Genomic DNA, 22,303 nt, shown 5'->3' on the forward strand with positions numbered 1-22,303 from the left:
AACGCTCGCCATGTCGTCGCGCCGCCTCATCACATCAAGCGAGCGAAGCAAGCTCGACCCGTTCGTTGTTGCCACCGGCGATGCCAGCCCGCGCGATCAGCGCGACCTGATGGAACGGCCATTCTTTTCGCTCGCCAAGGCCAAGCGGACGAGGCCGATCAACTACCAGGCTGGCGACGTGTGCGTCGAAGTCTATGCAGTTCCTGAGCACGGCATGGCGACCATTTGGGATGCCGACGTGCTGATTTGGGCGGCCAGCCAGATTGTCGAGGCTGAGAACCTTGGCCTGAAGACTTCACGCTTCCTGCGCTTCACACCTTACCAGCTTCTAACCGCCGTCGGCCGACAGACCGGAGCCCGCGACTACAAGCTCTTGAAGGGAGCACTGACGCGCCTGCAGGCGACCGTGATCCGCACCAATATCCGGCAGGGTGAGCATTGGCGGCGTCACCAGTTCTCCTGGATCAACGAATGGGAGGAATGCGCCCGGCGAGACGGCCGCGTGGAAGGCATGGAATTTGTCCTCCCCGACTGGTTCTATCGCGGCGTCATCGATCGCTCGCTCGTGCTCACGATCGATCCGGCCTACTTCAGCCTGACCGGCGGGATCGAGCGCTGGCTCTATCGCGTCGCGCGCAAGCATGCCGGCCGCCAGCCAAGAGGATGGCTGTTCGAGGTCGCACACCTCCATGCAAAGTCGGGCAGTCTGGTGCGTGTCTCTGATTTTGCGCTGCAGATCCGACGCATCGCTGCGCGTCAGCCGCTTCCCGGCTACCGCTTGCGCATCGAGCGTGAAGCGCGTCGCGAATTGCTGCGCATTGTTCCGGCCAAACTATCCACTGCCCCTGTGGACGGCGCTGTGGAAGCGCTCGGGACTTCGCACGCAAACCATATCGGGATTCCGCACGCAGCCCTATCGGGACTTCGCACGCGTGAACCGCAACTAACGCTTTGGCCCGAAACTGTGATTCCGGGCCTTAACTTAGAGTCTAACTTAGAATCTAACTGTTGTAGTGGGCCCCTACGTCCTGCGGATAACGACGAAGCTCGCGCTGAGCCACCAACCAGGCACCCAGCCCAACCATCTCTGCCGCTTCCAGGTTGCAAGACGGGAGGCAAACGATGATTGTCGCTGTGCTCAACCAGAAAGGCGGCGTCGGGAAGACCACGCTTGCCCTGCACCTCGCCGGTGAATGGGCCCTGCGCGGAAAAAGCGTGACGCTGATCGATGCTGACCCCCAAGGCTCGGCATTGGACTGGTCCCAACAGCGCGCGCGAGAGAACGTCCCGCGGCTGTTCGGCGTCGTTGGCCTCGCGCGCGATACGCTCCATCGCGAAGCGCCGGAGATCGCACGCACCGCCGATCATGTCGTCATTGACGGGCCGCCGCGCGTCGCTGGATTGATGCGTTCGGCGCTGCTGGCGGCGGATCTGGTGCTGATCCCCGTGCAGCCGTCGCCCTTCGACGGTTGGGCGTCGGCCGAGATGCTCGCTCTGCTGCGTGAGGCGCGCATCTATCGGCCACAGCTCGCCGCCCGCTTTGTGCTCAACCGCTGCGGCGCGCGCACCATCATCGCCCGCGAGACGGCCGAGACTCTGGCTGATCACGATCCGCCGGTCCTCGCCAGCACGATCGGCCAACGCGTGGTCTTCGCTGACGCCGCGCAATCCGGTCGGCTCGTCTTTGAGTTCGTCGAGCAGAGCGCCGCCGCCCGCGAGATCGCGGCGCTCGCTGCTGAAGTCGCGAGGTTTGCGCCATGAGCGAACGCTCCGCCAAGCGCGGCTTTGCCTCGCGTCCCGGCGATGCCGAAAGCTGGATCAAGGCCAGCGATGCACCGCCGCGCCGCGTGGATGAGGGGGCCGCATTCACCGCGCGCCTGACCATCGACGTCACGCCGGCGCTTCGCGGCCGCATCAAGGTCGCCGCGTTCCAGCGCGGCGTGACCGTCGCCGACATGCTGCGCGAGTTGCTGGCACGAGAGTTCCCGACTGACACCCCGGAGAGCCGGCATGAACGACAATGACGCCTTGCCGCCGCGTGCCGTGCCATCCTCGCATCGACGCGACGTTGCGCTCACCCATGTCGAGCTGACCTGGATCGAGAAGCGGATCGAGCACTGGCTGCGCTTCGGTCGCCGTGCCGAAGAGAAGATCCTCGACCGTCGCCGCAGCATCTCAAGTTTTGCGCCAGGCAGTATCTTCGGCTTCGTCCGCTGGGCATCGAACGACTATGGCACCATAGTCTCGCGCATGGACATCGTGCGCGCCGTGGAAGCGGGCCAGCGCTATCAGACGCTGCCGTTCGTCCGCCCCGGCGGCGAAATCCTGCTGCGCGTTGATAGCTGGCCGAAGGTTGAGCGCGTCTTGCAAGCCATCGACGCCATTGAGGCGCTCTCCATCGATCCGGCTGACGCCGCACCCGAATACTGGCGACATCTCCACAACCGTCTTGCCGCCGACCAGGTGCCACGCGCGTACACGCGCGAGCAGCATGTCGCCTGGCTCAAGCGCCGGAGCGTCACGCCATGACCCGCTTCGGCTATCTCATGTTGACCTACCTTGCGGCGCTGGTCGCCGGCGCCCTGGCGTTCGTTCATCCTGCGCCGCGGCTGATCTGGAACGTGACCGCGAGCACACCAAGAGGGCTTTACGCGCTACATCCGCCTGGAGAACTACGCGATTTGGAACTGGTCGCGGTACGGCTACCGGAGCCGATCGCGAGCTTCCTTGCCGATGGCGGCTTTCTTCCGAGAGGTGTGCCGCTGCTGAAGCGTGTGATGGGGGTGCCGGGGCAGACCGTGTGCCGGTCAGGCGACACCGTTTCCGTCGATCACGTCGATGTCGGCACCGCACACGACCGCGATCATCGCGGCCGTCCGCTACCGCGTTGGAGCGGTTGCCGCACCCTTGAGCCGGGCGAAGTCTTCCTCATGAACCCGACCGTCCAGGACAGCCTGGACGGCCGCTATTTCGGCGCGCTCCCCGTCAACTCGATCGTCGCGCGCGCGGCCCCGATTTGGACCGATGAAGCCGGCGACGGCCGTTTCGTCTGGCGCGCCGCCACCCATTGACCCGCTTCTTAAACCCGCCAACCCAGGAGCTTTCCCATGGCGCAAATCGGCCAGTTCACTCGCGACAAGTCCGGCTTCACCGGACGCGTTGAAACGCTGTTCTTCGAGCGGATTCTCACCCTCGTCCCGGCCGAATCCTCGGATGCCGAGAACGCGCCGGATTACCGCATCCGCCTCGGCGATGCCGACGGCCCGGAGATCGGCGCAGGTTGGAAACGCACTGGAGAGAAAGCGGGAGAGTACGTTTCGCTCATCATCGACGACCCGGCGCTGCCGCGGCCGATCCGCGCCAATCTCTTCCAGTCGGGCGACGACAAAGCGGCCTGGACGCTGAACTGGAATCGTTTGCCCCAGCGCGCCGAGCGGGACTGATTGCATGCAGTATTCTGTCGTGCGTGCCGGCAATCAGGCGCATCAACGGTCCACCTCCTTGTTCGGGCGAAAGCTGTCTCATCCCTCGGGTCCGCGCAACGGTCGGGCGGCTGCCGCGCACAGCGGTGGTCAAACCGGCGGTCCGTGCGTGCCGTTGGTGAACAGCACGACGCCTCGCCATGATGGCCGAGACAGGGCGGGCCTTGCCGTTCTCCTCCTTACCGGCCTGCTGGTAATTGGCGGGCCAACGGCAGCAGTATCCGCGCAGAGAGCGTCGGCGCAAAGTCAACCGGCGAGCGATCACTTCGCAGCTCATGTAGCGGAAGCCGCGCGGCGTTTTGGCATTCCGGCTGCATGGATACGCACCGTCATGCGGGTCGAGAGCAACGGCGATCGGCGTGCCGTCTCACCGAAAGGTGCACTCGGCCTGATGCAACTCATGCCCAAGACCTGGGCGGACATGCGGGCTCGCTACGGTCTCGGACGTGATCCCTTCGACCCCCGTGACAACATCCTCGCCGGCGCTGCCTTTCTTCGCGAACTGCACGACCGTTACGGCTCACCTGGTTTCCTTGCGGCCTACAATGCAGGTCCCGGCCGCTACGAGGAGTTTCGCGATAGACACCGTCCACTGCCCGCCGAGACGACAGCCTATGTCGCAGCCATCGTCCCTTTTGTCGATGCGGAGGAGACATCAGGGCCTCTTCCCCTCGCGGCCTTTTCTCGTTCATCCTGGACGCGGGCGCCGCTGTTTTTCGGCCACGTTGACGGTCCGTCTCGTGGCGCACGAGCGGCGCTCGATCAACCCGCGCATGGCGGCTCAGCTGCCACTCCGGTGCACGATGTTTCGGCGATTGCGCCTCAGTCGGAGGGCCTGTTCGTCGCGCTCTCGGCCACGGGGCGATCGCAATGACTGCACGGCATCTTCAACGTCAATGCGCGGATCGCGGTACGTCTGCACACACCGTTGTTGCGGCGGCTGCACATCGGGCAGCTCGTGACATCAGCCGTCAGTTTGCAGGTTCGCTGGCGCCCCGTGACGGACATTCGGTTTGCATTCGAAACGCTGCAATACAGTCATGCGGGCGATGCCTTCGGCCCGCGCTCTACTCGTCGCTTCGCTCCTCACCGAGCCACCCTACGGGTGTCTCGGCCCTTCGGGTAACGATCGCTATCGCAAACGCTCGCAAACAGTGGGGGCTTCCGCGAGTACCGACCGAACGATGGCGAGATAAAAGGCCGCAATGTGCGGCTCGGTCGGTTGGTTGTTTGTGCTGCTATTTTTCCTCGGGTCCGCAATGTGCGGCTTCGGCACGCAATGTGCGCTCGACTATCAACCCGTTGCAAGGATTCTGCATTCCGCACATTGTCGAGGCTGGCCATGGCTGAAGACAGCGATTTTCAACCACGGCCCGGCCGCATCCGCTCCTCGAGGAGCCAGCGGGCCAAGCCCTTCATCGCCCAGGCGCTTGCCGCCGCTCAACGCGCTGGCGGCGGCATTTCGCGAGCCGGCCAGCTCGTCAGCCACCGTCATTCGCGCTTCGGCCGCGGCCGAGCCGCCAGCGTGCGGGCACACCGTCTGCTCACCGGCCGCTCACGGCTGGTGACGATCAAGACCCGCGTCGTCCGGCATAGGACGAGATCGGCGCCGCTCACAGCCCATCTCGGCTATCTCCGCCGCGAAGGCGTCACCCGGGACGGGGAGAAGGCCCGCCTGTTCGGCCCGGACACCGAGGATACCGATCCCAAGGCCTTTGCCGAGCGCTGCCAGAATGACCGTCACCATTTCCGCTTCATCGTGTCGCCCGAGGACGCGCCCGATATGGCCGACCTCAAAGGTTTCGCCCGTGAACTGGTCGGCCAGATGGAGAAGGATCTTGGCACCAAGCTCGACTGGGTGGGCGTCGATCACTGGAACACCCAACACCCCCACGTCCACATCATCGTGCGCGGCGTCGCCGAGGACGGCCAGGACCTCGTCATCTCCCGCGACTACATCAAAGAGGGGATGCGCGCCCGCGCCCAGGACTTGGCCTCGCAGGAACTTGGACTGTGCTCCGACCTCGACATCCGCCGATCGCTCGAGCGCCAGGTCGAAGCCGAACGCTGGACACAACTCGATCGCCAGCTTGTTCGCGATGCAGGCCGGCTCGGTGTCATCGACCTTGCGCCCAATCCGGCCGAGCCGCCTGATCAGTTCCAGGCGCTGAAGGTCGGCCGGCTACGACGCTTGGAGAGCCTCGGCCTCGCTCATCAACTCGGGCCCGGCCAATGGTCCATGGACGAAGCCGCCGAGACGACCTTGCGCGAGCTCGGCGAGCGCGGCGACATCATCAAGCGTATCCACCGCAGCCTGACCGAACGCGGCATCGAGCGCGGGACCGCGAGCTACGTGCTATCAGGCGAAAGCCTGGACGTCCCCGTCATTGGACGTCTCGTCGATCGCGGGCTCGACGACGAACTCAAAGGGACCGCCTATGCCGTGGTCGACGGCGTCGATGGCCGCACCCACCACATCAGGCTGCCTGATCTCGACGCCGCCGGCGATAGCGCACCGGGCTCGATCGTCGAGCTCCGCAAGTTCGATGACGCGAGAGGACAGCGTCGCGTGGCGATTGCCGTCCGCTCCGATCTCTCGATTGAAGCGCAGGTGACAGCGAGCGGCGCGACGTGGCTCGACCGGCAGGCCGTCGCACGCGACCCTGTCGCGCTTGGCCAGGGCGGCTTCGGCGCCGAGGTCCGCGACGCCATGGAACGGCGGGCCGAGCAGCTCATCGGGCAGGGGCTCGCCGAACGCCAGGCGCGTGGATTGGTGTTTGCCCAGAACCTCGTCGGCACGCTGCGCCGTCGGGAGTTAGAGGATCTCGGCAAGCAGCTCGCGGCCGAGACCGGTCAGCCGTTCAACCCGTCGGCTGGCGGCGAGTATGTGGCCGGCACCTATCGGCAGCGCTTCGCGCTCGCCTCCGGTCGCTTCGCCATGATCGACGACGGCCTCGGCTTTCAGCTCGTGCCCTGGACGCCCTCGCTGGAAAAGCAGCTCGGCCGGCATGTCTCCGGCGTCGCTCGCGCGGATGGCGGCATCGATTGGGGTTTTGGGCGCAACCGGGGGCTCGGCTTGTGAGCAATCCAACCAATCACCGACGTCTGGAAAGGACGGCCGACATGTCCGCGACCAGCATCCTCTGGGGACAGGTCATCACGGTCTTCGCGATCGTGCTGCTGACGATCTGGACCGCGACGGAATGGACCGCCTGGCGGCTCGGCTTCCAGCCCCAGCTCGGGCAGCCCTGGTTCGAGCTCCTCCATTTTCCTTTCTATCTCCCGCCCGCTTTCTTCTGGTGGTGGTACGCCTACGATGCTTACGCGCCCTCAATCTTCACCGAGGGCGCCTACATCGCGGCATCCGGCGGCATCATTGCCGCGGCCGTTGCGATTGGCATGTCGGTCTGGCGCGCCCGCGAAGCAGAGAATGCCGAGACCTATGGCTCCGCGCGATGGGCAGAGGAAAAGGAGATCGAGCAGGCCGGATTGCTCGGGCCGGACGGTGTGGTTTTGGGCCGGTTCGAGCGCGCCTATCTTCGCCATGATGGACCGGAACATGTCCTGTGCTTCGCGCCGACCCGGAGCGGCAAGGGCGTTGGCCTCGTCATCCCGTCGCTGCTGACCTGGCCAGGCTCGGCGATCGTCCATGACATCAAGGGGGAGAACTGGCAGCTCACCGCCGGCTTCCGCAGCCATCATGGTCGCGTCCTGCTGTTCGATCCGACCAACGTGAAGTCGTCAGCTTACAACCCGTTGCTGGAGGTCCGCCGCGGCGAATGGGAGGTGCGCGACGTCCAGAACATCGCCGACATCCTGGTGGACCCGGAGGGCAGCCTTGAGAAGCGGAACCATTGGGAGAAAACGAGCCACGCACTGCTCGTCGGCGCCATTCTCCACGTCCTCTATGCCGAGGAGGACAAGACGCTCGCCGGCGTTGCGGCTTTCTTGTCCGATCCCAAGCGGCCGATCGAGACGACGCTCGCCGCGATGATGCGGACCGCGCATCTCGGCGAGGCCGGTGTCCATCCAGTTGTCGCGTCCGCCGCGCGCGAGCTGCTGAACAAGTCCGGCAACGAACGCTCCGGCGTCTTGAGCACCGCCATGTCGTTCCTCGGGCTCTATCGGGATCCGGTGGTGGCGGAGGTGACACGGCGCTGCGACTGGCGGATCACCGACATCGTCGGCGGAGGTCGGCCCACCACGCTGTACCTCGTGGTGCCGCCGTCGGACATCAACCGCACCAAGCCGCTGATCCGTCTGATCCTTAACCAGATCGGTCGGCGCTTGACCGAGGATCTGCAGGCCAAGGCCGGCCGGCGCCGGCTGCTCCTGATGCTCGATGAATTTCCGGCCCTCGGCCGGCTCGACTTCTTCGAGTCCGCGCTGGCCTTCATGGCCGGCTACGGCATTAAGAGCTTCCTGATCGCCCAGTCGCTGAACCAGATCGAGAAGGCCTATGGGCCCAACAACTCGATCCTCGACAATTGTCACGTCCGGGTCAGCTTCGCGACCAACGACGAAAGGACGGCGAAGCGGGTGTCCGACGCACTTGGCATGGCGACCGAGATGAAGGCGATGAAGAACTATGCCGGCAGCCGGCTGGCACCGTGGCTCGGCCACCTCATGGTGTCGCGGTCGGAGACCGCCCGCCCGCTGCTCACGCCCGGCGAGATGATGCAGCTCCCGCCCTCCGACGAGATCGTCATGATGTCGGGCCTCCATCCGATTCGGGCGAAGAAGGCGCGCTATTACGAAGATAGACGTTTCCAGGAGCGCATCATGGCGCCGCCGATGCTGACGAAATCCAATGGCGGCCGGTTGGACGATTGGAGCTCAAGGCCATTGCCGCCGCGCCCAAGGGCATTGGAGTCGTTGAACGACGACCAGACGGATGACGAAGATCCAAAGGCCGCCGACCGCAGGCAGCAGCCGGAACTCGATCGAGACACGGTGGAGAATAAGGAACCACTCGAGAACGAGTTCGCTTCGGACCTCGTGGATGAGCTCGATGAAGATGTCCCGCGGATCAGGCGCATGAACGACATGATGCAGGGCGTGGCGCGCCAAGCCTCCCTCGATCCCGGCGACGATCTCGGATTGTGAGGTAGCCATGATCGGGACAAAAAAGAAGGCTCAGCTGTCGGTCTATCTCGATCCTGATGTCATGAAGGCGCTGTCGGCCTATGCCGCCCGGCGCGAGCAATCGCTGTCGCTCATTGCCGAAGCTGCCATCGCGTCCTTTCTGTCGCCCGACTCCGATGAACGGCGGGAGGCCGCTATTGCCAAGCGACTCGACCAAATCGATCGCCGAGTCGCGCGCCTTGAGCGGGATGTTGGGATTGCGGTCGAAACCATCGCTCTCTTCATCCGCTTCTGGCTCACGACGACACCGCCACTCCCTGAACCGGCCGCCAAGGCGGCGCGGGCACAGGCCGGAGCGCGCTATGATAATTTCGTCGCCGCTCTGGGCCGGCGGCTCAATCAAGGGCCGAAACTGCGGCAAGAAATCCCGGAGGATGCCCAGCAGACTGACTCGTCCCCAGGCGAGTGATGCTCAACCCCGACGATCGGCTCTGGATCGATTGGCTGTCTGGCGGGTTGGAGGATAGCGGACGAACGATGTCCGCCGCCGACGGCGAGCGGATCGTGGACCATCCAAAAAGTGTTAGGCGACCCGCGTGCTCAACTGCGAAATGCATGCCCTCCCCTGGATCAACTCGATCAGAGGCGACCCCCTGGCCCCTTATGCGACCGTCTGATGCGAGCTATATCCCTCGACGGCCTGCCAGGATGGACTGCGACCTAGCGAGTGATGTCAACGGGATGAGGGGGGATCCTGTGTTTGCGACAATTGTACAAGCGTTGCCAAGATTGCCTCAGTCGAAGACACGGATAGTGTTCGCACATTCACGCTCGATTTCCCGACTGGTTAACCAATGACCTCGCCATTGAAGCGGGCGTATCTTTAGACGGTGTGTGTCTCAAGGCGACGACTGGCATTTCTTCCACCCGAGTTCTTCTCGACTCCAATCGAGCGAGTAAGCCAGCAGCCAATCAGCGCGCCGCGCCCGTGACTTGCTGGCGGAGTTGCGGCTATTATGTGTTTGCGAGCAGGATCAACGAGATTTTGTCAGGCCCCATCCGTTGATCTACCTTCGGTCGGGCTTCTAGAGACAAACCGCCGATGATGAAGACGTACACCGGCTCGTGTCACTGCGGCACCGTCCGTTTCGAGATCGACGCCGATATCGACCATGTGCGGGTTTGCGACTGCTCTATCTGCTCGAAGCGTGGCGCGCTGATTTATCGCGTCGCCGAGGGCGACTTCCGGCTCCTGACGCCCCTCCAGGAGTTGTCGGTCTATCGCTGGGGTTTATTCACTGCGGCTGACTATTTTTGCCCGGTTTGTGGTATTTTGCCGTTCCGCAAACCAAGCCAGCCCACCGCAGCAGAACGCGAAGCCGGCATTCGGCCGTTCGACGGATGGGCAGTGAACGTGCGTTGCCTGAAGGACTTCGATCCGTTTTCAGTGCCCGTTCGGCAGATTCACGGCAGCAGGCTGACAATAGATTCGCCATAGCGGCCCTTGCCATGGACTTTCCGTTCGACTGCACGTGTTTATAATTGGTGATGTTCGTTGGACGTCGGCACTCAAAGAACGAAATCGGCCCTTTCCACCACGCTGAGTTTGGCAGTAGTGCCACTTCATAGCCGAGCATCGGGAAAACCTTCAGAAGATGCTCGTTTTCGACAGGCATCCTCGAAATCATGACGCGTCTCTTGATCGGTCGCGTGGATGGCCGGCCAAGGCGGAAGCGATGAACACGCGTCGATGATAGTGGCGTGCCTGTCCGAGTTCCTTGTCGCCGGCTCGCCTGTCACGCGTTCGAGACCCGCTGCGGCGTCGATCAGGCCGCGATCGAATAAACCCAGCGTCGAACGCACTCGTTCGCGTCGGGTTTTCAAGGGAAAGATCAAACGCACTGTGCAGGCGCGCTTCAATACCTGTCCCGGGCAACGCGGGAACGCCCGACTCCAATTCCTTCCTTACGACCGGGCGTCCAGGCTCATCTATCGTCGCGTAGCCGCGTCGGCCGAGTTCGGTCAGCAGCGTGGACTTCCCACACCCGGGGCATCCCGAGATCACGGCGAATCGATCAGATATTCTTCAAGCTCAATTGGCGCTCCAATAGACTTGCCTGATGAGGCGTAATCTCCGCGCCTTTGCGCCTCCGGATACATCACACGTGGACTACGAAAGATCGCCCCAGTGGGGATGAACGCGGTTGCCGTGGTCAATCGGCTGCGTACAAATGGTTGAAAAAGTCGAGGCAATTGCGATTATCGAAGTCTCCTCTTCCGATGCGACCGCGCCCGCCAATGCATTTCGCGAACCTGCATCCGGCAACCAGTCGTCACTCACTCCCGTGCTGTGAAACGCACTCCAATTTAATCACAGCCCTGTTCGGCCGGCAAAGAAGGCTTGTCGGGCGAAATTGGTGTTCTAAGTCCCTCAATTGGCTACGTAGAAGCCGTTGAAATTCGCTATTTTTTCTTGCGACGTGGACCCGCTGGCTTGCGGCTTTTAGGCAAGGTCTTCGGAGACCTAGCACCTTTGGGCGGCAGAACAAAGAACTCGGACAACTGCACGTCCAGCGTTTCGGCGATGCGGTCGAGAAGATCAATCGTCGGGTTCTTCGATTGCCGCTCAAGACTACTCATGTAGGAGCGGTCGATCCCGGCCTTCCAAGCCAATTGCTCCTGCGAGATACCCCGATTCACGCGAATCCGACGCACATTCCAGGCTACAATCGCACGAGTTTTCATACGTCAACTCATGCCATGGTGCTAGGCCTCAAAACACTGGCTATAATCCCGCTATTATTTCTTGGTCGGTGTTCCTCGACGTGATCTAGCCTCAAACGCGGCCGGGACCGTGATCGATGCACGTGGGCAGTCGGCGTCCCACGCGCTTCGCACGATGCCCGCGGCTTAGGATGTCGACAGTGTATCGGGGTATTTCGCCTCTAAGCTTTGGCCTATCTCCGAAAAAGCGCTCAAGACCGCATCGATCTGATCCCGTCCTATTCCAGCGTAGATGACCAACCGTACGTATCGATCGCCATAAGGGACGACAAGCACGCCCAATTCCGACAAGCGTTGGGTGAGCCTATGCGCGCTTATCTCCTCGGTCCGTAGTTTCACCAAGACGATGTTGGTCTGGAGTGAATCGAGGTCGATCGACAACCAAGGGTGTTCCGAGGTGAGCACCATGCCCAAGTGTCGCGCATTTGCATGATCGTCGGTGATGCGCTTCTGCATCGACTTCAGCGCGACAACAGCCGGCGCGGCGACAATCCCAGCTGGACGCCAGTTTCCACCTAACATCCGCCTAACGCGACTAGCGTCCTTGATGAACGCGCTGCTGCCGCAAAGCATCGCTCCTAACGGAGCGCCCAAGGCTTTGTTTAGACTGACCGCAATACTGTCTACCCCCCGCGCGAGTGCCAGCGGCTCACACCCGGCATAAGCGGCGGCATTCCACAATCGAGCCCCATCGAGATGGATGGCGATACCTCGTGGGCGACATTCATTCTCAATCTGCTGTTGCCAGCTTGCAGGCATAACCGTCCCGCCCGCGCGATTGTGAGTATTTTCCAGCGAGACCACGGATACTCGCATGGCCTCGTCCTCACTTTGGTCGAGGGCCTGCGCTAGTTGCTCAGGTGACAAATGTCCACGAACTCCAGCCACTCGAAACGTGGCCACATTTGAAACACCCGCCGTTGATGCAGCCTCGAACTCCGCGACGTGTGACTCTGCATCCGCGATGATGAAGTCACCAGGCCGGCAGTGCACCATGAGAGCCGCCTGATTGGCCATCGTGCAGGTCGGAAAGAACAGCGCGTCCTGCGTTCCAAGTGTCTGCGCTGTCAGTGCTTCCAACTCTCGCACATGCCGGTCCTCGCGCGCGCCATAACTTGATGGCGCGCGCGCAGTGGCGATCATTGCCTCGATCATCTCCGGCGTCGGACCCGCCAAGAGGTCGCTGCGCAAGTCAATCAACGACATCGAATCCTCAGCGGTTAGTGTTGAAGTACCTTGGACAGAAAGTCGCGAGCACGATCGCTAGTATTCCCCGCAAAAAATTCGTCCTTAGAGAGATCGTCGACAATTCGACCCGCATCCATGAATACGATGCGATCGCCAACTCGGCGGGCAAACCCCAACTCGTGTGTCACAACGATCATGGTTGTCTTTCGCTCCGCGAGTGCCGTCATTACGTCCAGAACTTCATTGATCATTTCCGGGTCCAGAGCGGAAGTCGGCTCGTCGAATAGCATTACCGCCGGCCTGTTCGCGAGTGCTCGCGCGATGGCCACCCGCTGCTGCTGACCTCCGGAAAGTTGAGCAGGGTATTTCTTCGCATGATCAAGCAGGCCGACTTGGCGGAGCAGTTCGGCTGCGCGCTGCTCCGCTTCTTGGCGTGGCATCCGCAGCACGAGCCGCGGCGCCAGCGATACGTTAGTCATGACATCCATATGAGGATAAAGGTCGAACGCCTGAAAAACCATTCCGGTCGTGGTCCGCAGCTTTTGCAAGTCGGCGCGTCGGTCGCCGACGGAGATTCCGTCGACAACAATCCTTCCCTTCTGGAATTCCTCCAACCGGTTCACGCACTTGATAAGGGTGCTCTTTCCGGAGCCGGACGGACCACAAACGACGACGACTTGGCCGCGCTGAATTTGGGTCGAGCAGGAGTGTAGAACCTGCGTTGTGCCATACCACTTGCTGACGTCTTCGAATTTGACCATCACGTCAGCTGCTTGCGCGGTGTCTCGCTGGTCCACTACCGGTGCCACGTTCGGCTCTCCACAAGAAGGGAAATAGAAAGGCAGATTGTGAGATAGACACCGGCCGCAAATGTGTACATTTCGATCGGCCGGGCCTCACTTTGAGCGATGATGGAAGTCGAGGTGAGGAAGTCATTCAGCGCGACGACATATGCGACGGAGGTGTCCTGGAAGAGGATAATGCACTGCGTCAGAAGAATCGGCGCCATCTTCCTCACGCCTTGGGGCAAGACGATGTACTGAAAGCTTTGGCGCAGCGTCAGCCCTGTCGATATCGCAGCCGCCAATTGTCCCCGAGGCACGCTCTGGATGCCCGCACGCATAGTCTCTGAAAAGTAAGCCGCTTCAAATAGGATGAATGCGATCAAGACAGAGAAAAACTGGCCAACAGGTCGGCCAATGACCAACGGCACCAAGAAGTAAAACCAAAACACGACGAGCACTAGCGGCACGGAGCGGCAGAGGTTCACATAGGCAAAAGCTATCAACCGCAATGGCAATGGGCCAAAGAGGCGCGCTAGCACAATGACGGTGCCAAGGATCGCAGCGCCAATGATCGAAAGCACAGTAAGCCAGAGTGTTATTTTCATGCCCTCCCAGAGGAAGGCAGCATTCGGTCCGATGATGCCAAAATCCAGGGAGAGCATTAGCTTCGCCCCTTCAGCATTCCAGGAAGGCGGGTAGCGTTCTCGACGGGCAAAACAAGCGCCAGCGTAAACAAGCTGATCACGACATAGAGGAAGGTTGCTGCAGCGAATGCTTCAAATCCGTGAAAAGTAGAGCTTTCGATTTGATGACTGCGCGCGGTGATCTCCAGTACTCCAATCGCAAGTGCAAGCGAAGTATTTTTAAAAGTAGCAAGGAGCTCCGTCGTCAACGGCGGGATCAGCATGCGCAAGCAGATGGGCATGACGATGTAACGACGAATCTGATTGACGGTCAGTCCACTTGCAAGTGCGGCGGAAATAAGCCCCCGCGGCACCGCCTGAATTCCGGCTCGTATCTGCTCGCCGACGCGGGCAGCCATATAGAAGCTGAGGCAGATGACGGCAATCGTGACTTCAGGCTCGTACAGATCCCGCTTCACCCAGCGTCCAAGATTTGAGGGCAGGAGCTCCGGAAAGACGTAGAACCACAGGAACATCTGGATCAGCAATGGCACGTTCCGAAAGAGAGCTGTGTAGACGAAGCCTATTCCACGCACCGCTCTCGATCGAGCAGTGCGGGCTGTACCGACTAAGGTTCCGATCGCAAGCGCTAGGAGGAAGCTCACCACCGCCATGACTATTGTGAGACGCAGACCTTCCAGCAGCCATCCAAGCTGCGGCTGCTGGAAGAGAATACTCCAGTTCCAATTGTAGGAGAGCATTCGACCCAGCCGCTATTGAGGGACTGCTTGCGCTTGGAAGACGGTCTCGAGCTTCTCGCTCAGTGGAATTCCAAATTGGTCAAACCACTTGTGGTAGAGAGATGTTATCTCTCCCGAGCGAAAGAGCTCGGCCAGCGTCTTGTTGACAGCCAAGCGAAACGCAGAGTCGTCACGGCGCATCATTAACCCGTACGGCTCGAAGGAGAGCGGGCGGCCGACGACCTCCAGACGGTCGCGAGCCGGCGACTTTTGTCGCAAAGTGTAGAGGATCGCGTCGTCCGAACAAAACGCGTCGGCGCGATCGCTATCGACAGCCAAGAGTCCTTCTGAAAAATTCGAGATGTTTAGGATTTTCACGTTTGGGACCTTTAGTTTCTGGACCCATCCGTTGATTACACCAACAGTGTTGGCGCCTTGAGCGAGCGCGACTACCTTATTGGCAAAATCTTCGATCTCCTTGATGCCGCTTCCTGTCTTCACCAGACAGCGCGTCGATGACACGAAGTGCATCATCGAAAAATCCACTTGCTCCTGCCGGGACAGGGTGTTGGTCGTTGATCCACATTCCAGATCGATCGTTCCATTTGCGAGAAGCGCCATGCGCGTGCTCGAGTTGATTGGAACAAAATTGACTTGTAGGTCTGGCGCGCTGATATCGTGCTTGATCGTATCCACCACACGCATGCAGATATCGATAGCATAGCCCGCGGGCTTTTTGCTTGCGTCATAGGATGCGAATGGCGGCGAACTTTCAGGGAAGCCGATGACAATTTGCCCCTTGTCTTTCACCTTCTTCAGCGTGCCGTATAGCTCCGCAGCATCGGCCTGTACGACGCTCGAGACAGACCATATTAAGAGACCGGTGGCGACCGACCATCGAACTGCTGACTGCAAGTATGATGCGTTCATCAGAACCCCCCTTCATGTGACCATTGGCCTAATATTGAACGACGAGTTCGCTTGGAAAGGGATATTTGCTCAACCAGGTCGTGAACAAGGATCACGCCCTAAGTGAGCCGCACGACCATCGGTTTAATTGGAGGCGGCAACTCAACTGAAGGGAGCTGGGCCGGAAAAAGGAGATCAGCTAAAGCATGTTGTATTGCGACATCGTGCTTTAGAGAGCTGCATGCCCCATTTCGCTTGCCGAACGACGTCGCCGTCACTCGATATGTCCCGCCGAGCTTCTCCGCGGCGAGTCCCACACCGATATTCGTCAATTAACGTTCGATGTAGTCGAGCGTTAGGGTGGCTCACCGAGCTCGGTTGCGTGCTGTGAACGGGCCGGGCCTCTCCCTAAACGATCTCGCCCGGTCCCACGTAATTCTGTTTGTTCGAGCGCTGTGCCTCATCGAGCAGCCATTTTCTAAACAGCAAAGAGCGCTGATTGCGGTCATCATCTGGTGTGACGACATAGTAGGCTGGCAGGGTGATCGGGCTTGATGGGAACGGAAGAATCAATTTCCCTGCAGCGAGTTCTTCCGCCGTGAGCACGTTGCTTTCCAAAATTACTCCGAGAGCCTGCAGGGCTGCCTCGATCGCAAGAAAGGAAGGCTTCAACTGTACTTGTCTGACATCGGGTGGAAGTTCTAGGCCTTGGCTGCGAAACCAGAAATCCCAGGAAACGAGGTTTTGATCTGTGCGAATGAGGGTGACCTGGCTAAGGGCCGAGGGAGAGTGCAGTCCTGCCGAGTCTCTCAAAATTGGACTACAGATTGGCTGAACGCCCTCTGATAGAAACAGCTGCTCCGAGCAATTTGGAAGGCCCTGCGCCCCATAGCAGATCGCCAAATCCAAGCCTGGGTCACGAAAGTCAGGTGGGCCCGAGGCGGCTATGATCCTAAGATCGATCTCTGGATGAGCGCCCATGAAGCGTCCGAGCTTGCTCAGCAGCCATCGTGTAGAAAAAGTGGGCGCACAATGCACAGTCAGACGCTGTCGTCGCGGCTTTCCAAGGACATCAGACGTAACCTCGCCGATCTCCGTAAGTGCTCCCCGAATCTTATTGTAATATCCCGCTCCGGCCGAGGTGAGCACAACTCCATCTGGTCTCCGGTCAAATAGACGAAACCCGAATATCTCCTCGAGTTTCGTGATCTGGTGGCTCACCGCTGAGCGTGTCAGGTTCAGCTCTTCCGCTGCAGCGGAAAAGCTCAAAAGACGAGCAGCACATTCAAAGGTATTTAACGCATTAAGTGAGATGGGCCGGCGAGCCTTACTCATCGGTTCCTCGAATTGGTCAACCGCAAGTCTTCCAGAACAAAGAGCGCAGCTTATAAACCGCGGCGGCGCCTCGTCAATTCGCTTTTGTTTACGATTGGGTTGCCCGTCGACGTGAACCGCCCCGGGATTGCCGGAGGCTTCAACTCTTGAGAAGATGGAGCCCTTATGGGCAAGACGACGAACACGTTTTCACCCGAGGTTCGGGCCCGTGCGGTTTGGCTGGTTCTGGATACGCCAGCGAGCACCCGTCGCGCTGGGCGGCGGTGACCTCGATTGCGGCCAAAATCGGCTGCACGCCGCAGACGCTGCATGACTGGGTCAAGAAGGCCGAGGTCGACAGCGGGCAGCGGGCCGGCGTTCCGACCGACATGGCAACCAACATCAACTGCATGATGTTACATCTCGTGGTTGCAAGCAGAGCAGTAGCATGCACTCATAGTGATACGAAGAGAGTGAAGGCCATGAAGGTAATACGATCCCTGCCCTTGCGTTGTGCACACACGGCACCCGTCAGCGAGTCGAATACCATTGAAGCGAAGACGATCGAGCAGCAGAACAGTAATAACATCAGACGCAAGTTCCGATCGAGCGAGGCGCGCTGTCTGGCAGACAGAGGAGCGTATTCTCCTCCAACCGGCGCTCCAAAAAAGAGAGATCGGAGGGCCGGACTGTGCGAGTGGCCAATGCTTGCGGCCGTGTCCCGTCGCACTCCTAAAGCATACACCGAAAGATCGCTCTCCCTACAGTGCGCGCATGGTCAGCCGAGACTAGGTCTCCACAGGGAAGACCGGCGCCAAATGGTCAACGCGGTAGTAGTACGGATCTCTGACCGTTCAGGTTGGAACGCCTCAATTAGCACAGACGCCGCCCTGCATGCTTCGGTACCGCCCCTCGCTAGAATGCCAGTGATAGCGTAGGAGTTCTTGGGCCATGCATGTATTACAATCTGAGCATCAGCCATCCGCGCCACGGCGAAGAGGCTGCCATCTCCAGGAGACTTGCGAAGACGAAAGCACTCTAAAGTTGAACGCGTCGCATCAATCGCCCTAGGAATCGCAACTTCAGCGATGGTCCAATCGTCTATCTTCGCTGCTCCCCACAGTTCAACGACGAGCTGGTTGCCTCCAGTAAATCGTGCCGCAATCCGTTCGCTGTCACTCACTCAGAGTCCTCATTGATGTGGCGTCCTAAAGATCCGGATCGGCAGCGGCGCAGCGGCGAGCCGATGGAGCGCTTGAGAAAGAAGTTCCCACGATAGCATTGCACCTCCGAGGACATGATTTGCGAGACGTTCGGGTGATGGATCCTTGCTCCGACAAGACCAGAAGTGTTCGATCCGCTCACACCAAGCATTCGGCTAATGTAGGCACAAGCGGAGCACTTAAGTGCTTACGATTGAGCTCTTCGGAGAGGCTACATATGCTACTCTCCCGTTCTTCGATGATCGCGATAGGTAAGCGTTCTCGCTACGACTTGCCTTCCAGCCCCTCTTTCACTACCCAACCCATTTGCCTTGCCAGACAAGCTGAGCCGTCGACTCTAAGTCTCTTGCCAAAGGAGTTGCTTGTGCACTGCTTACTCTGTCCAAGCCGTCCAGTCCGCGGCTCCTAAGCTGGAGTCTCTAAACTTCAGATTTCCTCCATCGAGCATTTCTTAGCGCTCCTGAATCGGAATATACGCCACTTCTTTGCAGCCATTAAATTTCAGCAACGGGTGTATCAGGATGTTGTTGTTGGATTGCTCGATGATGTGTGCTGTCCACCCCGCGAGGCGGCAGAGGGAGAATACCGCCGCGCACAAATCAGCCGGTATGCCGAGAAGCTTGTACGACACCGAACCGTAGAAATCGTCGTTGATGTGAATGCCGTGTCTTCCGTAGGGTTTCATCTCCTCGGCGAGAACGTTTAGAATCTGGAGATGGTGCGGCTCGGCCCTTAGCTGCGAGAGGATCTCGACATGCCGGCGGAGATGGCGCGCGCGCGGGTCCTCCGTCTTGTAAGCGCGGTTGCCAAATCCAAGAATGCGCTCGCGGCGGCGTCGGCGCTCTCTTACGAACTTCAGGACTCTATCTGGTGAGCCGATCTCCTCGACCATGGCGGCAACTCCATCCATCGCCCCGCCGTGTAAGACGCCCTCGAAGCAAGCGAGCGCACCCGCTACGGCAGCGTGATAGCCCGACTTGGCGCTCGCAATCACTCTCGCTGTGAACGTGGAAGCATTTGCACCAAGCTCAGCGTGCAGGATAAAATCCTCATCTAGTACTTTGGCCTCTTCCCGCGTCGGGAGGGTGCCCTTTAGCATCCACAGGAAGTTGGCAGCGTGAGCGAGTTCATCATTCGGTCGGGGGAGCGCTCGCCCCTCCCGTTGGGCGTGATGTGTCGCTACAGCGACAGCCATTTGGGATAGTAGGCGTATCGATTTTCGTTGCAGAGCTTCTGTACGATTATCTGCACCGTCCGGATCGAGCGCAACAAGCGCAGATACTGTTGTGCGCAGGGCATCCATTGGATGCGCGAGCTTCATTTGGGCCAGAAGATCGATGACTGTGGGAGGAAGTGAGCGGGCTGCTTTCAGTTCTCGCTGAAACTCGTCGAGCTCGCTCGCCGTTGGGAGCTTGCCGAAAATCAGGAGAAACGCTGTCTCTTCAAAGGTCGAATTTGCAACAAGGACATCAATCGAGTGGCCACGGACAGAGAGTGTCCCGTTCTTCGCGTCGACATCAGAAATTGTTGTCCGATCGACACAAATTCCCATCAGCCCACGATGCATTGTAGAAGCGCGAATGGAATTGTCACTGTTCATTGCGAAGCGCTCTGGTGGGACATTACGGCCGAGTGAGACGCCTGCAGCCGATCGAGAATGACTCCCGTGTCAGTCCCAAAGTGCTCTGTCAGCGCGTATACCCAGCGTTCAAGGCCGAATCCGATGCAGCCCGTATGTGCGGGTTCGCCCTCGATAGTTATACCGCAGCGCTCACCGAAGAAGCGACGATGATAGTTAAGCGAAGCGATCGCCAGCGTCCCGTTGAATAAAAGTTCTTCTTTGGTCGGAAAGATGCGTGTTGCGCGGGCTGCGGTGCTGGCCTTGTCAAAGAATGGGTCGGAGGCATGCTTAACCTCAATGGTCAGACCCAACTCACCCAGGAATTCCAGTGCAATTGCCCGATACTTGCGGAGGTAAGTCTTGACGTCCTCGTCACGCCCGACGAATACAATTTCACGCAACGTGAAGGCCCGAAGCCGTCTCAGTCCTTGGTAATGGTCTTCATTGCGGAAGCAATTGGCTACGGTTGTAACGCAACGAGTAGCGCTGAGGTGCTGACCGCGCATACTGAGGTAGACGTTATAGCACGCGGCGGGGGGGAGGCAAAATTCCGCACTCTGCAACTGACGATGATCGAGGCGCAATAGGTCGTCTTGTCCTTTGCTAAAGTCCGCGCAAGCTGACTCGCTTATGGCGCACGCGCAGAGTGCGAGATGCGGGAAGTTTCGGAAGTAGTTCAGGCGGTCAAGATCCGCGATAGGGATAAGCGATGGATACCGAATATTTGTCGCTGGGATGAAGCTCGCCCAATCCAGGAAGATAACCTCAAGTTGCTGGATAATCGCGTGTCCGCGGTCCGTAAACGTCGCCATGCCACCTGACGTCGAGAATAGCGCCTCAATAGAGGGCGCCGCTTTTGTTGGGTTGTTTCCCGTGAGCGTATTGGGCGCGGGTGTTAACTCGATGTTCTTCATGAGATCCGTCGTACGTAGGGGATTGCTGTTTCTTTTTAGGGGCGCCGTCAGCGAAGTGCCGGCGACCTTGCGAACTCATCGCGTCCGAACACGATATTGGCGGTCTGCCCGAGAGCGCTCTCGCGTCGGATGGCAGGCGAAGATCAGTTTGATTTGAACGGGACGGCGATTCCTCTTTCACTCATGATAAGCAGCCGGCATAACGCCGTCCCGCATTATTCGCTATGCCCGTGGTCCGATAGAAATGGCGGCTGATTGCGCCCTCTGCTTCATCGAAGTGCCGCTCTCGACCACGTTGCGGTTGGCCCTGAATATTGCATCGGAATGCTCCATCTTGTCTGCGTGACCTTTCTACTTGTGCATGTTTGCGCCGACCAAGGCGACCGAAGCGGCACAAAATATCAAGCCAGAACCGAGCCACATCGCAGGTGTAGGAGTTGTGTCGAAGCACAACATGTCAATTGCCAAGCTGGTAAGACGAATGAAGTCGAAGGGGGCCGCGCGCGAAAGGCGAACGCGAGCGTAGCCTCTGACGAGGGCGACTTGAGCCAGTGCAGCGAAAATCGCAAGGAGCAGCAACAATGCCCAATCGGCGGGAGATGGCCAAACCCAAGCAGGAATTGCGATCGGCAGGCCGATAACTGAACTCCATAGCATAAAGCTAAGCGACATTTGTCCGGGCCCGGCCGTGTTTGCTAGGCGCCTTACCATCACAATCGCAAGACTGTCGAGGATGGCTCCGATCAATCCAACGACCACCCAGATGTCGAGATCGGTCAAGGCCGGTTGAGTTATAACAAGCGCGCCTAGAAGCCCCATCGTTGCGGCACTTCCAGTGGCAAAGCCATGAGCTTCCTTCAAGATGAGTGTGGACAGCAGCATGCAATAAATAGGTGATGTGTAGGATATCGAGGAAACCAAAGTGAGTGGGAGCTTTGACGAACAAGTAGCGAATGCTGCGAAGCCGCCGTAACCGAGCGCTGATCTGAGAAAGTGCTCCTTCGAAAAGTAGGCTTGGAAGTCTAGCAGGCTGTTGAAAAAGGTGCTCGCCGCCGACCGGCGACCGTGATTCATTAGCTCCGACGAGATTCGGAGATGGGGCGTGCGCGGCGGCGACAATCGAGCGGGCGAGCTGTTCAGCTACGTCGACCTGGAGGCGCGGGTGCGGCGTGATCATCCGCTGCGAGCGGTCCGGACGATCGTGAACGAGGCGCTGTCAACGCTGGAGCGCGAGTTTGCCGCGCTCTATTCGCCGATTGGGCGGCCGTCGATCCCGCCGGAGAAGCTGCTGCGGGCGATGCTGTTGCAGGCGTTTTATTCGATCCGCTCGGAGCGGCTTCTGATGGAGCGGCTGGAATACGACCTGCTGTTCCGCTGGTTCGTCGGAATCGGCGTCGATGACGCCGCCTGGGACCATTCGGTGTTCTCGAAGAACCGCGACCGGTTGCTGGAAGGCGACATCGCGGCCAAGTTTCTGGCGGCGGTGCTGGCGCAGCCCAAGGTGAAGAAGCTTCTGTCGAGCGATCACTTCTCGGTCGATGGCACGCTGATCGAGGCCTGGGCCTCGATGAAGAGCGTCAAGCTCAAGGAAGGCTCGGGCGAGCCGCCAGCGCAAGGCGGCGGGCGCAATGCCGA

Annotated in this window: 24 protein-coding genes and 2 pseudogenes; 15 read left to right on the plus strand and 11 right to left on the minus strand. The window is 59.8% G+C overall.

From position 1 onward, the window contains the following. Positions 1-10 precede the first annotated feature (10 nt). The 12 genes and pseudogenes from I6F21_RS35305 (at position 11) to I6F21_RS35360 (ending at position 10,065) form a co-directional block, all read left to right on the plus strand. Entirely contained in the window at positions 11-1,126 is a 1,116-nt protein-coding gene (locus I6F21_RS35305; protein WP_225184163.1) for a replication initiator protein A, read from the plus strand. After that, a complete protein-coding gene (gene parA / locus I6F21_RS35310) occupies positions 1,123-1,761 on the plus strand; it encodes a ParA family partition ATPase (protein WP_225184164.1) in 639 nt (212 codons plus the stop codon). The genes I6F21_RS35305 and parA overlap by 4 nt, the downstream gene beginning before the upstream one ends. Then, entirely contained in the window at positions 1,758-2,024 is a 267-nt protein-coding gene (locus tag I6F21_RS35315; protein ID WP_225184165.1) for a hypothetical protein, read from the plus strand. Before parA ends, I6F21_RS35315 begins: the two co-directional genes overlap by 4 nt. Next, positions 2,011-2,529 carry a DUF2840 domain-containing protein gene (locus I6F21_RS35320; RefSeq protein WP_225184166.1) on the plus strand — a complete coding sequence of 173 codons (519 nt, stop codon included), beginning with the start codon at positions 2,011-2,013 and terminating at the stop codon, positions 2,527-2,529. The genes I6F21_RS35315 and I6F21_RS35320 overlap by 14 nt, the downstream gene beginning before the upstream one ends. Continuing rightward, the gene (locus I6F21_RS35325; RefSeq protein WP_225184167.1) at positions 2,526-3,071 is read left to right on the plus strand and encodes a S26 family signal peptidase; all 546 of its coding nucleotides are present in this window, start codon (positions 2,526-2,528) and stop codon (positions 3,069-3,071) included. Before I6F21_RS35320 ends, I6F21_RS35325 begins: the two co-directional genes overlap by 4 nt. Positions 3,072-3,107: 36 nt before the next feature. After that, positions 3,108-3,443, plus strand: a complete 336-nt coding sequence (locus I6F21_RS35330) for a DUF736 domain-containing protein (RefSeq protein ID WP_225184168.1) — start codon at positions 3,108-3,110, stop codon at positions 3,441-3,443. 4 nt (positions 3,444-3,447) lie between these two features. Next, the gene (locus I6F21_RS35335) at positions 3,448-4,356 is read left to right on the plus strand and encodes a lytic transglycosylase domain-containing protein (protein WP_225184169.1); all 909 of its coding nucleotides are present in this window, start codon (positions 3,448-3,450) and stop codon (positions 4,354-4,356) included. Between the two features lie 468 nt (positions 4,357-4,824). After that, complete coding sequence (locus I6F21_RS35340) at positions 4,825-6,564, plus strand: VirD2 family relaxase/mobilization nuclease (RefSeq protein ID WP_225184170.1); 1,740 nt, start codon at positions 4,825-4,827, stop codon at positions 6,562-6,564. Between the two features lie 41 nt (positions 6,565-6,605). Then, positions 6,606-8,588, plus strand: a complete 1,983-nt coding sequence (locus tag I6F21_RS35345) for a conjugal transfer protein TraG (RefSeq protein ID WP_225184171.1) — start codon at positions 6,606-6,608, stop codon at positions 8,586-8,588. A gap of 7 nt (positions 8,589-8,595) precedes the next feature. Further along, a complete protein-coding gene (locus I6F21_RS35350) occupies positions 8,596-9,036 on the plus strand; it encodes a CopG family transcriptional regulator (RefSeq protein ID WP_225184172.1) in 441 nt (146 codons plus the stop codon). Beyond that, a pseudogene (locus I6F21_RS35355) lies at positions 9,033-9,134 on the plus strand (P-type conjugative transfer ATPase TrbB); the annotation flags it as partial. The gene I6F21_RS35350 and the pseudogene I6F21_RS35355, both read left to right, overlap by 4 nt. Before the next feature lie 535 nt (positions 9,135-9,669). Beyond that, positions 9,670-10,065: a GFA family protein gene (locus I6F21_RS35360; protein WP_014490264.1), complete on the plus strand. Its 396-nt coding sequence runs from the start codon at positions 9,670-9,672 to the stop codon at positions 10,063-10,065. 186 nt (positions 10,066-10,251) lie between these two features. On the opposite strand, the gene I6F21_RS35365 is transcribed toward I6F21_RS35360, so the two are convergent. Continuing rightward, positions 10,252-10,632, minus strand: coding sequence for an AAA family ATPase (locus I6F21_RS35365; protein ID WP_225184173.1), 381 nt, complete (start codon positions 10,630-10,632; stop codon positions 10,252-10,254). A 166-nt stretch (positions 10,633-10,798) separates the two neighbouring features. Between I6F21_RS35365 and I6F21_RS38910 the strand changes: the two genes are divergently transcribed. Further along, the gene (locus tag I6F21_RS38910) at positions 10,799-10,921 is read left to right on the plus strand and encodes a hypothetical protein (RefSeq protein WP_256379488.1); all 123 of its coding nucleotides are present in this window, start codon (positions 10,799-10,801) and stop codon (positions 10,919-10,921) included. Between the two features lie 109 nt (positions 10,922-11,030). Here I6F21_RS38910 and I6F21_RS35370 read toward each other — a convergent pair whose 3' ends face one another. From I6F21_RS35370 to I6F21_RS35400, 7 genes are all read right to left on the minus strand, one after another. Further along, positions 11,031-11,312, minus strand: a complete 282-nt coding sequence (locus I6F21_RS35370) for a helix-turn-helix transcriptional regulator (protein ID WP_011082870.1) — start codon at positions 11,310-11,312, stop codon at positions 11,031-11,033. A gap of 165 nt (positions 11,313-11,477) precedes the next feature. Continuing rightward, positions 11,478-12,557: a GntG family PLP-dependent aldolase gene (locus I6F21_RS35375; RefSeq protein WP_225184174.1), complete on the minus strand. Its 1,080-nt coding sequence runs from the start codon at positions 12,555-12,557 to the stop codon at positions 11,478-11,480. A 14-nt stretch (positions 12,558-12,571) separates the two neighbouring features. Continuing rightward, a complete protein-coding gene (locus I6F21_RS35380) occupies positions 12,572-13,300 on the minus strand; it encodes an amino acid ABC transporter ATP-binding protein (RefSeq protein ID WP_225153926.1) in 729 nt (242 codons plus the stop codon). 35 nt (positions 13,301-13,335) lie between these two features. Continuing rightward, complete coding sequence (locus tag I6F21_RS35385) at positions 13,336-13,986, minus strand: amino acid ABC transporter permease (protein WP_225129123.1); 651 nt, start codon at positions 13,984-13,986, stop codon at positions 13,336-13,338. Next, complete coding sequence (locus I6F21_RS35390; RefSeq protein ID WP_225129125.1) at positions 13,986-14,708, minus strand: amino acid ABC transporter permease; 723 nt, start codon at positions 14,706-14,708, stop codon at positions 13,986-13,988. Before I6F21_RS35390 ends, I6F21_RS35385 begins: the two co-directional genes overlap by 1 nt. 12 nt (positions 14,709-14,720) lie before the next feature. Further along, complete coding sequence (locus tag I6F21_RS35395) at positions 14,721-15,617, minus strand: amino acid ABC transporter substrate-binding protein (RefSeq protein ID WP_225129127.1); 897 nt, start codon at positions 15,615-15,617, stop codon at positions 14,721-14,723. 387 nt (positions 15,618-16,004) lie between these two features. After that, positions 16,005-16,931: a LysR substrate-binding domain-containing protein gene (locus tag I6F21_RS35400; protein WP_225153822.1), complete on the minus strand. Its 927-nt coding sequence runs from the start codon at positions 16,929-16,931 to the stop codon at positions 16,005-16,007. 165 nt (positions 16,932-17,096) lie between these two features. Here I6F21_RS35400 and I6F21_RS35405 point away from each other — a divergent pair. After that, positions 17,097-17,299: pseudogene (locus tag I6F21_RS35405) on the plus strand (transposase); the annotation flags it as partial. 1,285 nt (positions 17,300-18,584) lie between these two features. Here I6F21_RS35405 and I6F21_RS35415 read toward each other — a convergent pair. The 3 genes from I6F21_RS35415 to I6F21_RS35425 all read right to left on the minus strand — a co-directional run bounded on the left by I6F21_RS35415 (position 18,585) and on the right by I6F21_RS35425 (position 21,742). Continuing rightward, on the minus strand, positions 18,585-19,733 hold the full coding sequence (locus tag I6F21_RS35415; protein WP_225153818.1) for a citrate/2-methylcitrate synthase: 1,149 nt from the start codon (positions 19,731-19,733) through the stop codon (positions 18,585-18,587). Continuing rightward, on the minus strand, positions 19,730-20,668 hold the full coding sequence (locus I6F21_RS35420) for an aminoacyl--tRNA ligase-related protein (protein ID WP_225129135.1): 939 nt from the start codon (positions 20,666-20,668) through the stop codon (positions 19,730-19,732). The genes I6F21_RS35415 and I6F21_RS35420 overlap by 4 nt, the downstream gene beginning before the upstream one ends. 351 nt (positions 20,669-21,019) lie before the next feature. Beyond that, the gene (locus I6F21_RS35425) at positions 21,020-21,742 is read right to left on the minus strand and encodes a DMT family transporter (RefSeq protein ID WP_225184176.1); all 723 of its coding nucleotides are present in this window, start codon (positions 21,740-21,742) and stop codon (positions 21,020-21,022) included. Between the two features lie 28 nt (positions 21,743-21,770). Between I6F21_RS35425 and I6F21_RS35430 the strand changes: the two genes are divergently transcribed. Beyond that, on the plus strand, positions 21,771-22,303 hold a 533-nt coding region (locus tag I6F21_RS35430), incomplete at its 3' end, for a transposase (RefSeq protein ID WP_225184177.1).

The organism is Bradyrhizobium sp. NBAIM03 (genome assembly GCF_020194055.1).
GTDB lineage: Bacteria > Pseudomonadota > Alphaproteobacteria > Rhizobiales > Xanthobacteraceae > Bradyrhizobium > Bradyrhizobium yuanmingense.

What these genes read in the sequence shown, in the direction of transcription:
- I6F21_RS35305 (WP_225184163.1), top strand. Translation starts at nt 11, where the DNA reads ATGTCGTCGCGCCGCCTCATCACATCAAGCGAGCGAAGCAAGCTCGAC.
- parA (WP_225184164.1), top strand. Translation starts at nt 1,123, where the DNA reads ATGATTGTCGCTGTGCTCAACCAGAAAGGCGGCGTCGGGAAGACCACG.
- I6F21_RS35315 (WP_225184165.1), top strand. Translation starts at nt 1,758, where the DNA reads ATGAGCGAACGCTCCGCCAAGCGCGGCTTTGCCTCGCGTCCCGGCGAT.
- I6F21_RS35320 (WP_225184166.1), top strand. Translation starts at nt 2,011, where the DNA reads ATGAACGACAATGACGCCTTGCCGCCGCGTGCCGTGCCATCCTCGCAT.
- I6F21_RS35325 (WP_225184167.1), top strand. Translation starts at nt 2,526, where the DNA reads ATGACCCGCTTCGGCTATCTCATGTTGACCTACCTTGCGGCGCTGGTC.
- I6F21_RS35330 (WP_225184168.1), top strand. Translation starts at nt 3,108, where the DNA reads ATGGCGCAAATCGGCCAGTTCACTCGCGACAAGTCCGGCTTCACCGGA.
- I6F21_RS35335 (WP_225184169.1), top strand. Translation starts at nt 3,448, where the DNA reads ATGCAGTATTCTGTCGTGCGTGCCGGCAATCAGGCGCATCAACGGTCC.
- I6F21_RS35340 (WP_225184170.1), top strand. Translation starts at nt 4,825, where the DNA reads ATGGCTGAAGACAGCGATTTTCAACCACGGCCCGGCCGCATCCGCTCC.
- I6F21_RS35345 (WP_225184171.1), top strand. Translation starts at nt 6,606, where the DNA reads ATGTCCGCGACCAGCATCCTCTGGGGACAGGTCATCACGGTCTTCGCG.
- I6F21_RS35350 (WP_225184172.1), top strand. Translation starts at nt 8,596, where the DNA reads ATGATCGGGACAAAAAAGAAGGCTCAGCTGTCGGTCTATCTCGATCCT.
- I6F21_RS35360 (WP_014490264.1), top strand. Translation starts at nt 9,670, where the DNA reads ATGATGAAGACGTACACCGGCTCGTGTCACTGCGGCACCGTCCGTTTC.
- I6F21_RS38910 (WP_256379488.1), top strand. Translation starts at nt 10,799, where the DNA reads ATGGTTGAAAAAGTCGAGGCAATTGCGATTATCGAAGTCTCCTCTTCC.
- I6F21_RS35370 (WP_011082870.1), bottom strand. Translation starts at nt 11,312, where the DNA reads ATGAAAACTCGTGCGATTGTAGCCTGGAATGTGCGTCGGATTCGCGTG.
- I6F21_RS35375 (WP_225184174.1), bottom strand. Translation starts at nt 12,557, where the DNA reads ATGTCGTTGATTGACTTGCGCAGCGACCTCTTGGCGGGTCCGACGCCG.
- I6F21_RS35380 (WP_225153926.1), bottom strand. Translation starts at nt 13,300, where the DNA reads ATGGTCAAATTCGAAGACGTCAGCAAGTGGTATGGCACAACGCAGGTT.
- I6F21_RS35385 (WP_225129123.1), bottom strand. Translation starts at nt 13,986, where the DNA reads ATGCTCTCCCTGGATTTTGGCATCATCGGACCGAATGCTGCCTTCCTC.
- I6F21_RS35390 (WP_225129125.1), bottom strand. Translation starts at nt 14,708, where the DNA reads ATGCTCTCCTACAATTGGAACTGGAGTATTCTCTTCCAGCAGCCGCAG.
- I6F21_RS35395 (WP_225129127.1), bottom strand. Translation starts at nt 15,617, where the DNA reads ATGAACGCATCATACTTGCAGTCAGCAGTTCGATGGTCGGTCGCCACC.
- I6F21_RS35400 (WP_225153822.1), bottom strand. Translation starts at nt 16,931, where the DNA reads ATGAGTAAGGCTCGCCGGCCCATCTCACTTAATGCGTTAAATACCTTT.
- I6F21_RS35415 (WP_225153818.1), bottom strand. Translation starts at nt 19,733, where the DNA reads ATGAACAGTGACAATTCCATTCGCGCTTCTACAATGCATCGTGGGCTG.
- I6F21_RS35420 (WP_225129135.1), bottom strand. Translation starts at nt 20,668, where the DNA reads ATGAAGAACATCGAGTTAACACCCGCGCCCAATACGCTCACGGGAAAC.
- I6F21_RS35425 (WP_225184176.1), bottom strand. Translation starts at nt 21,742, where the DNA reads ATGAATCACGGTCGCCGGTCGGCGGCGAGCACCTTTTTCAACAGCCTG.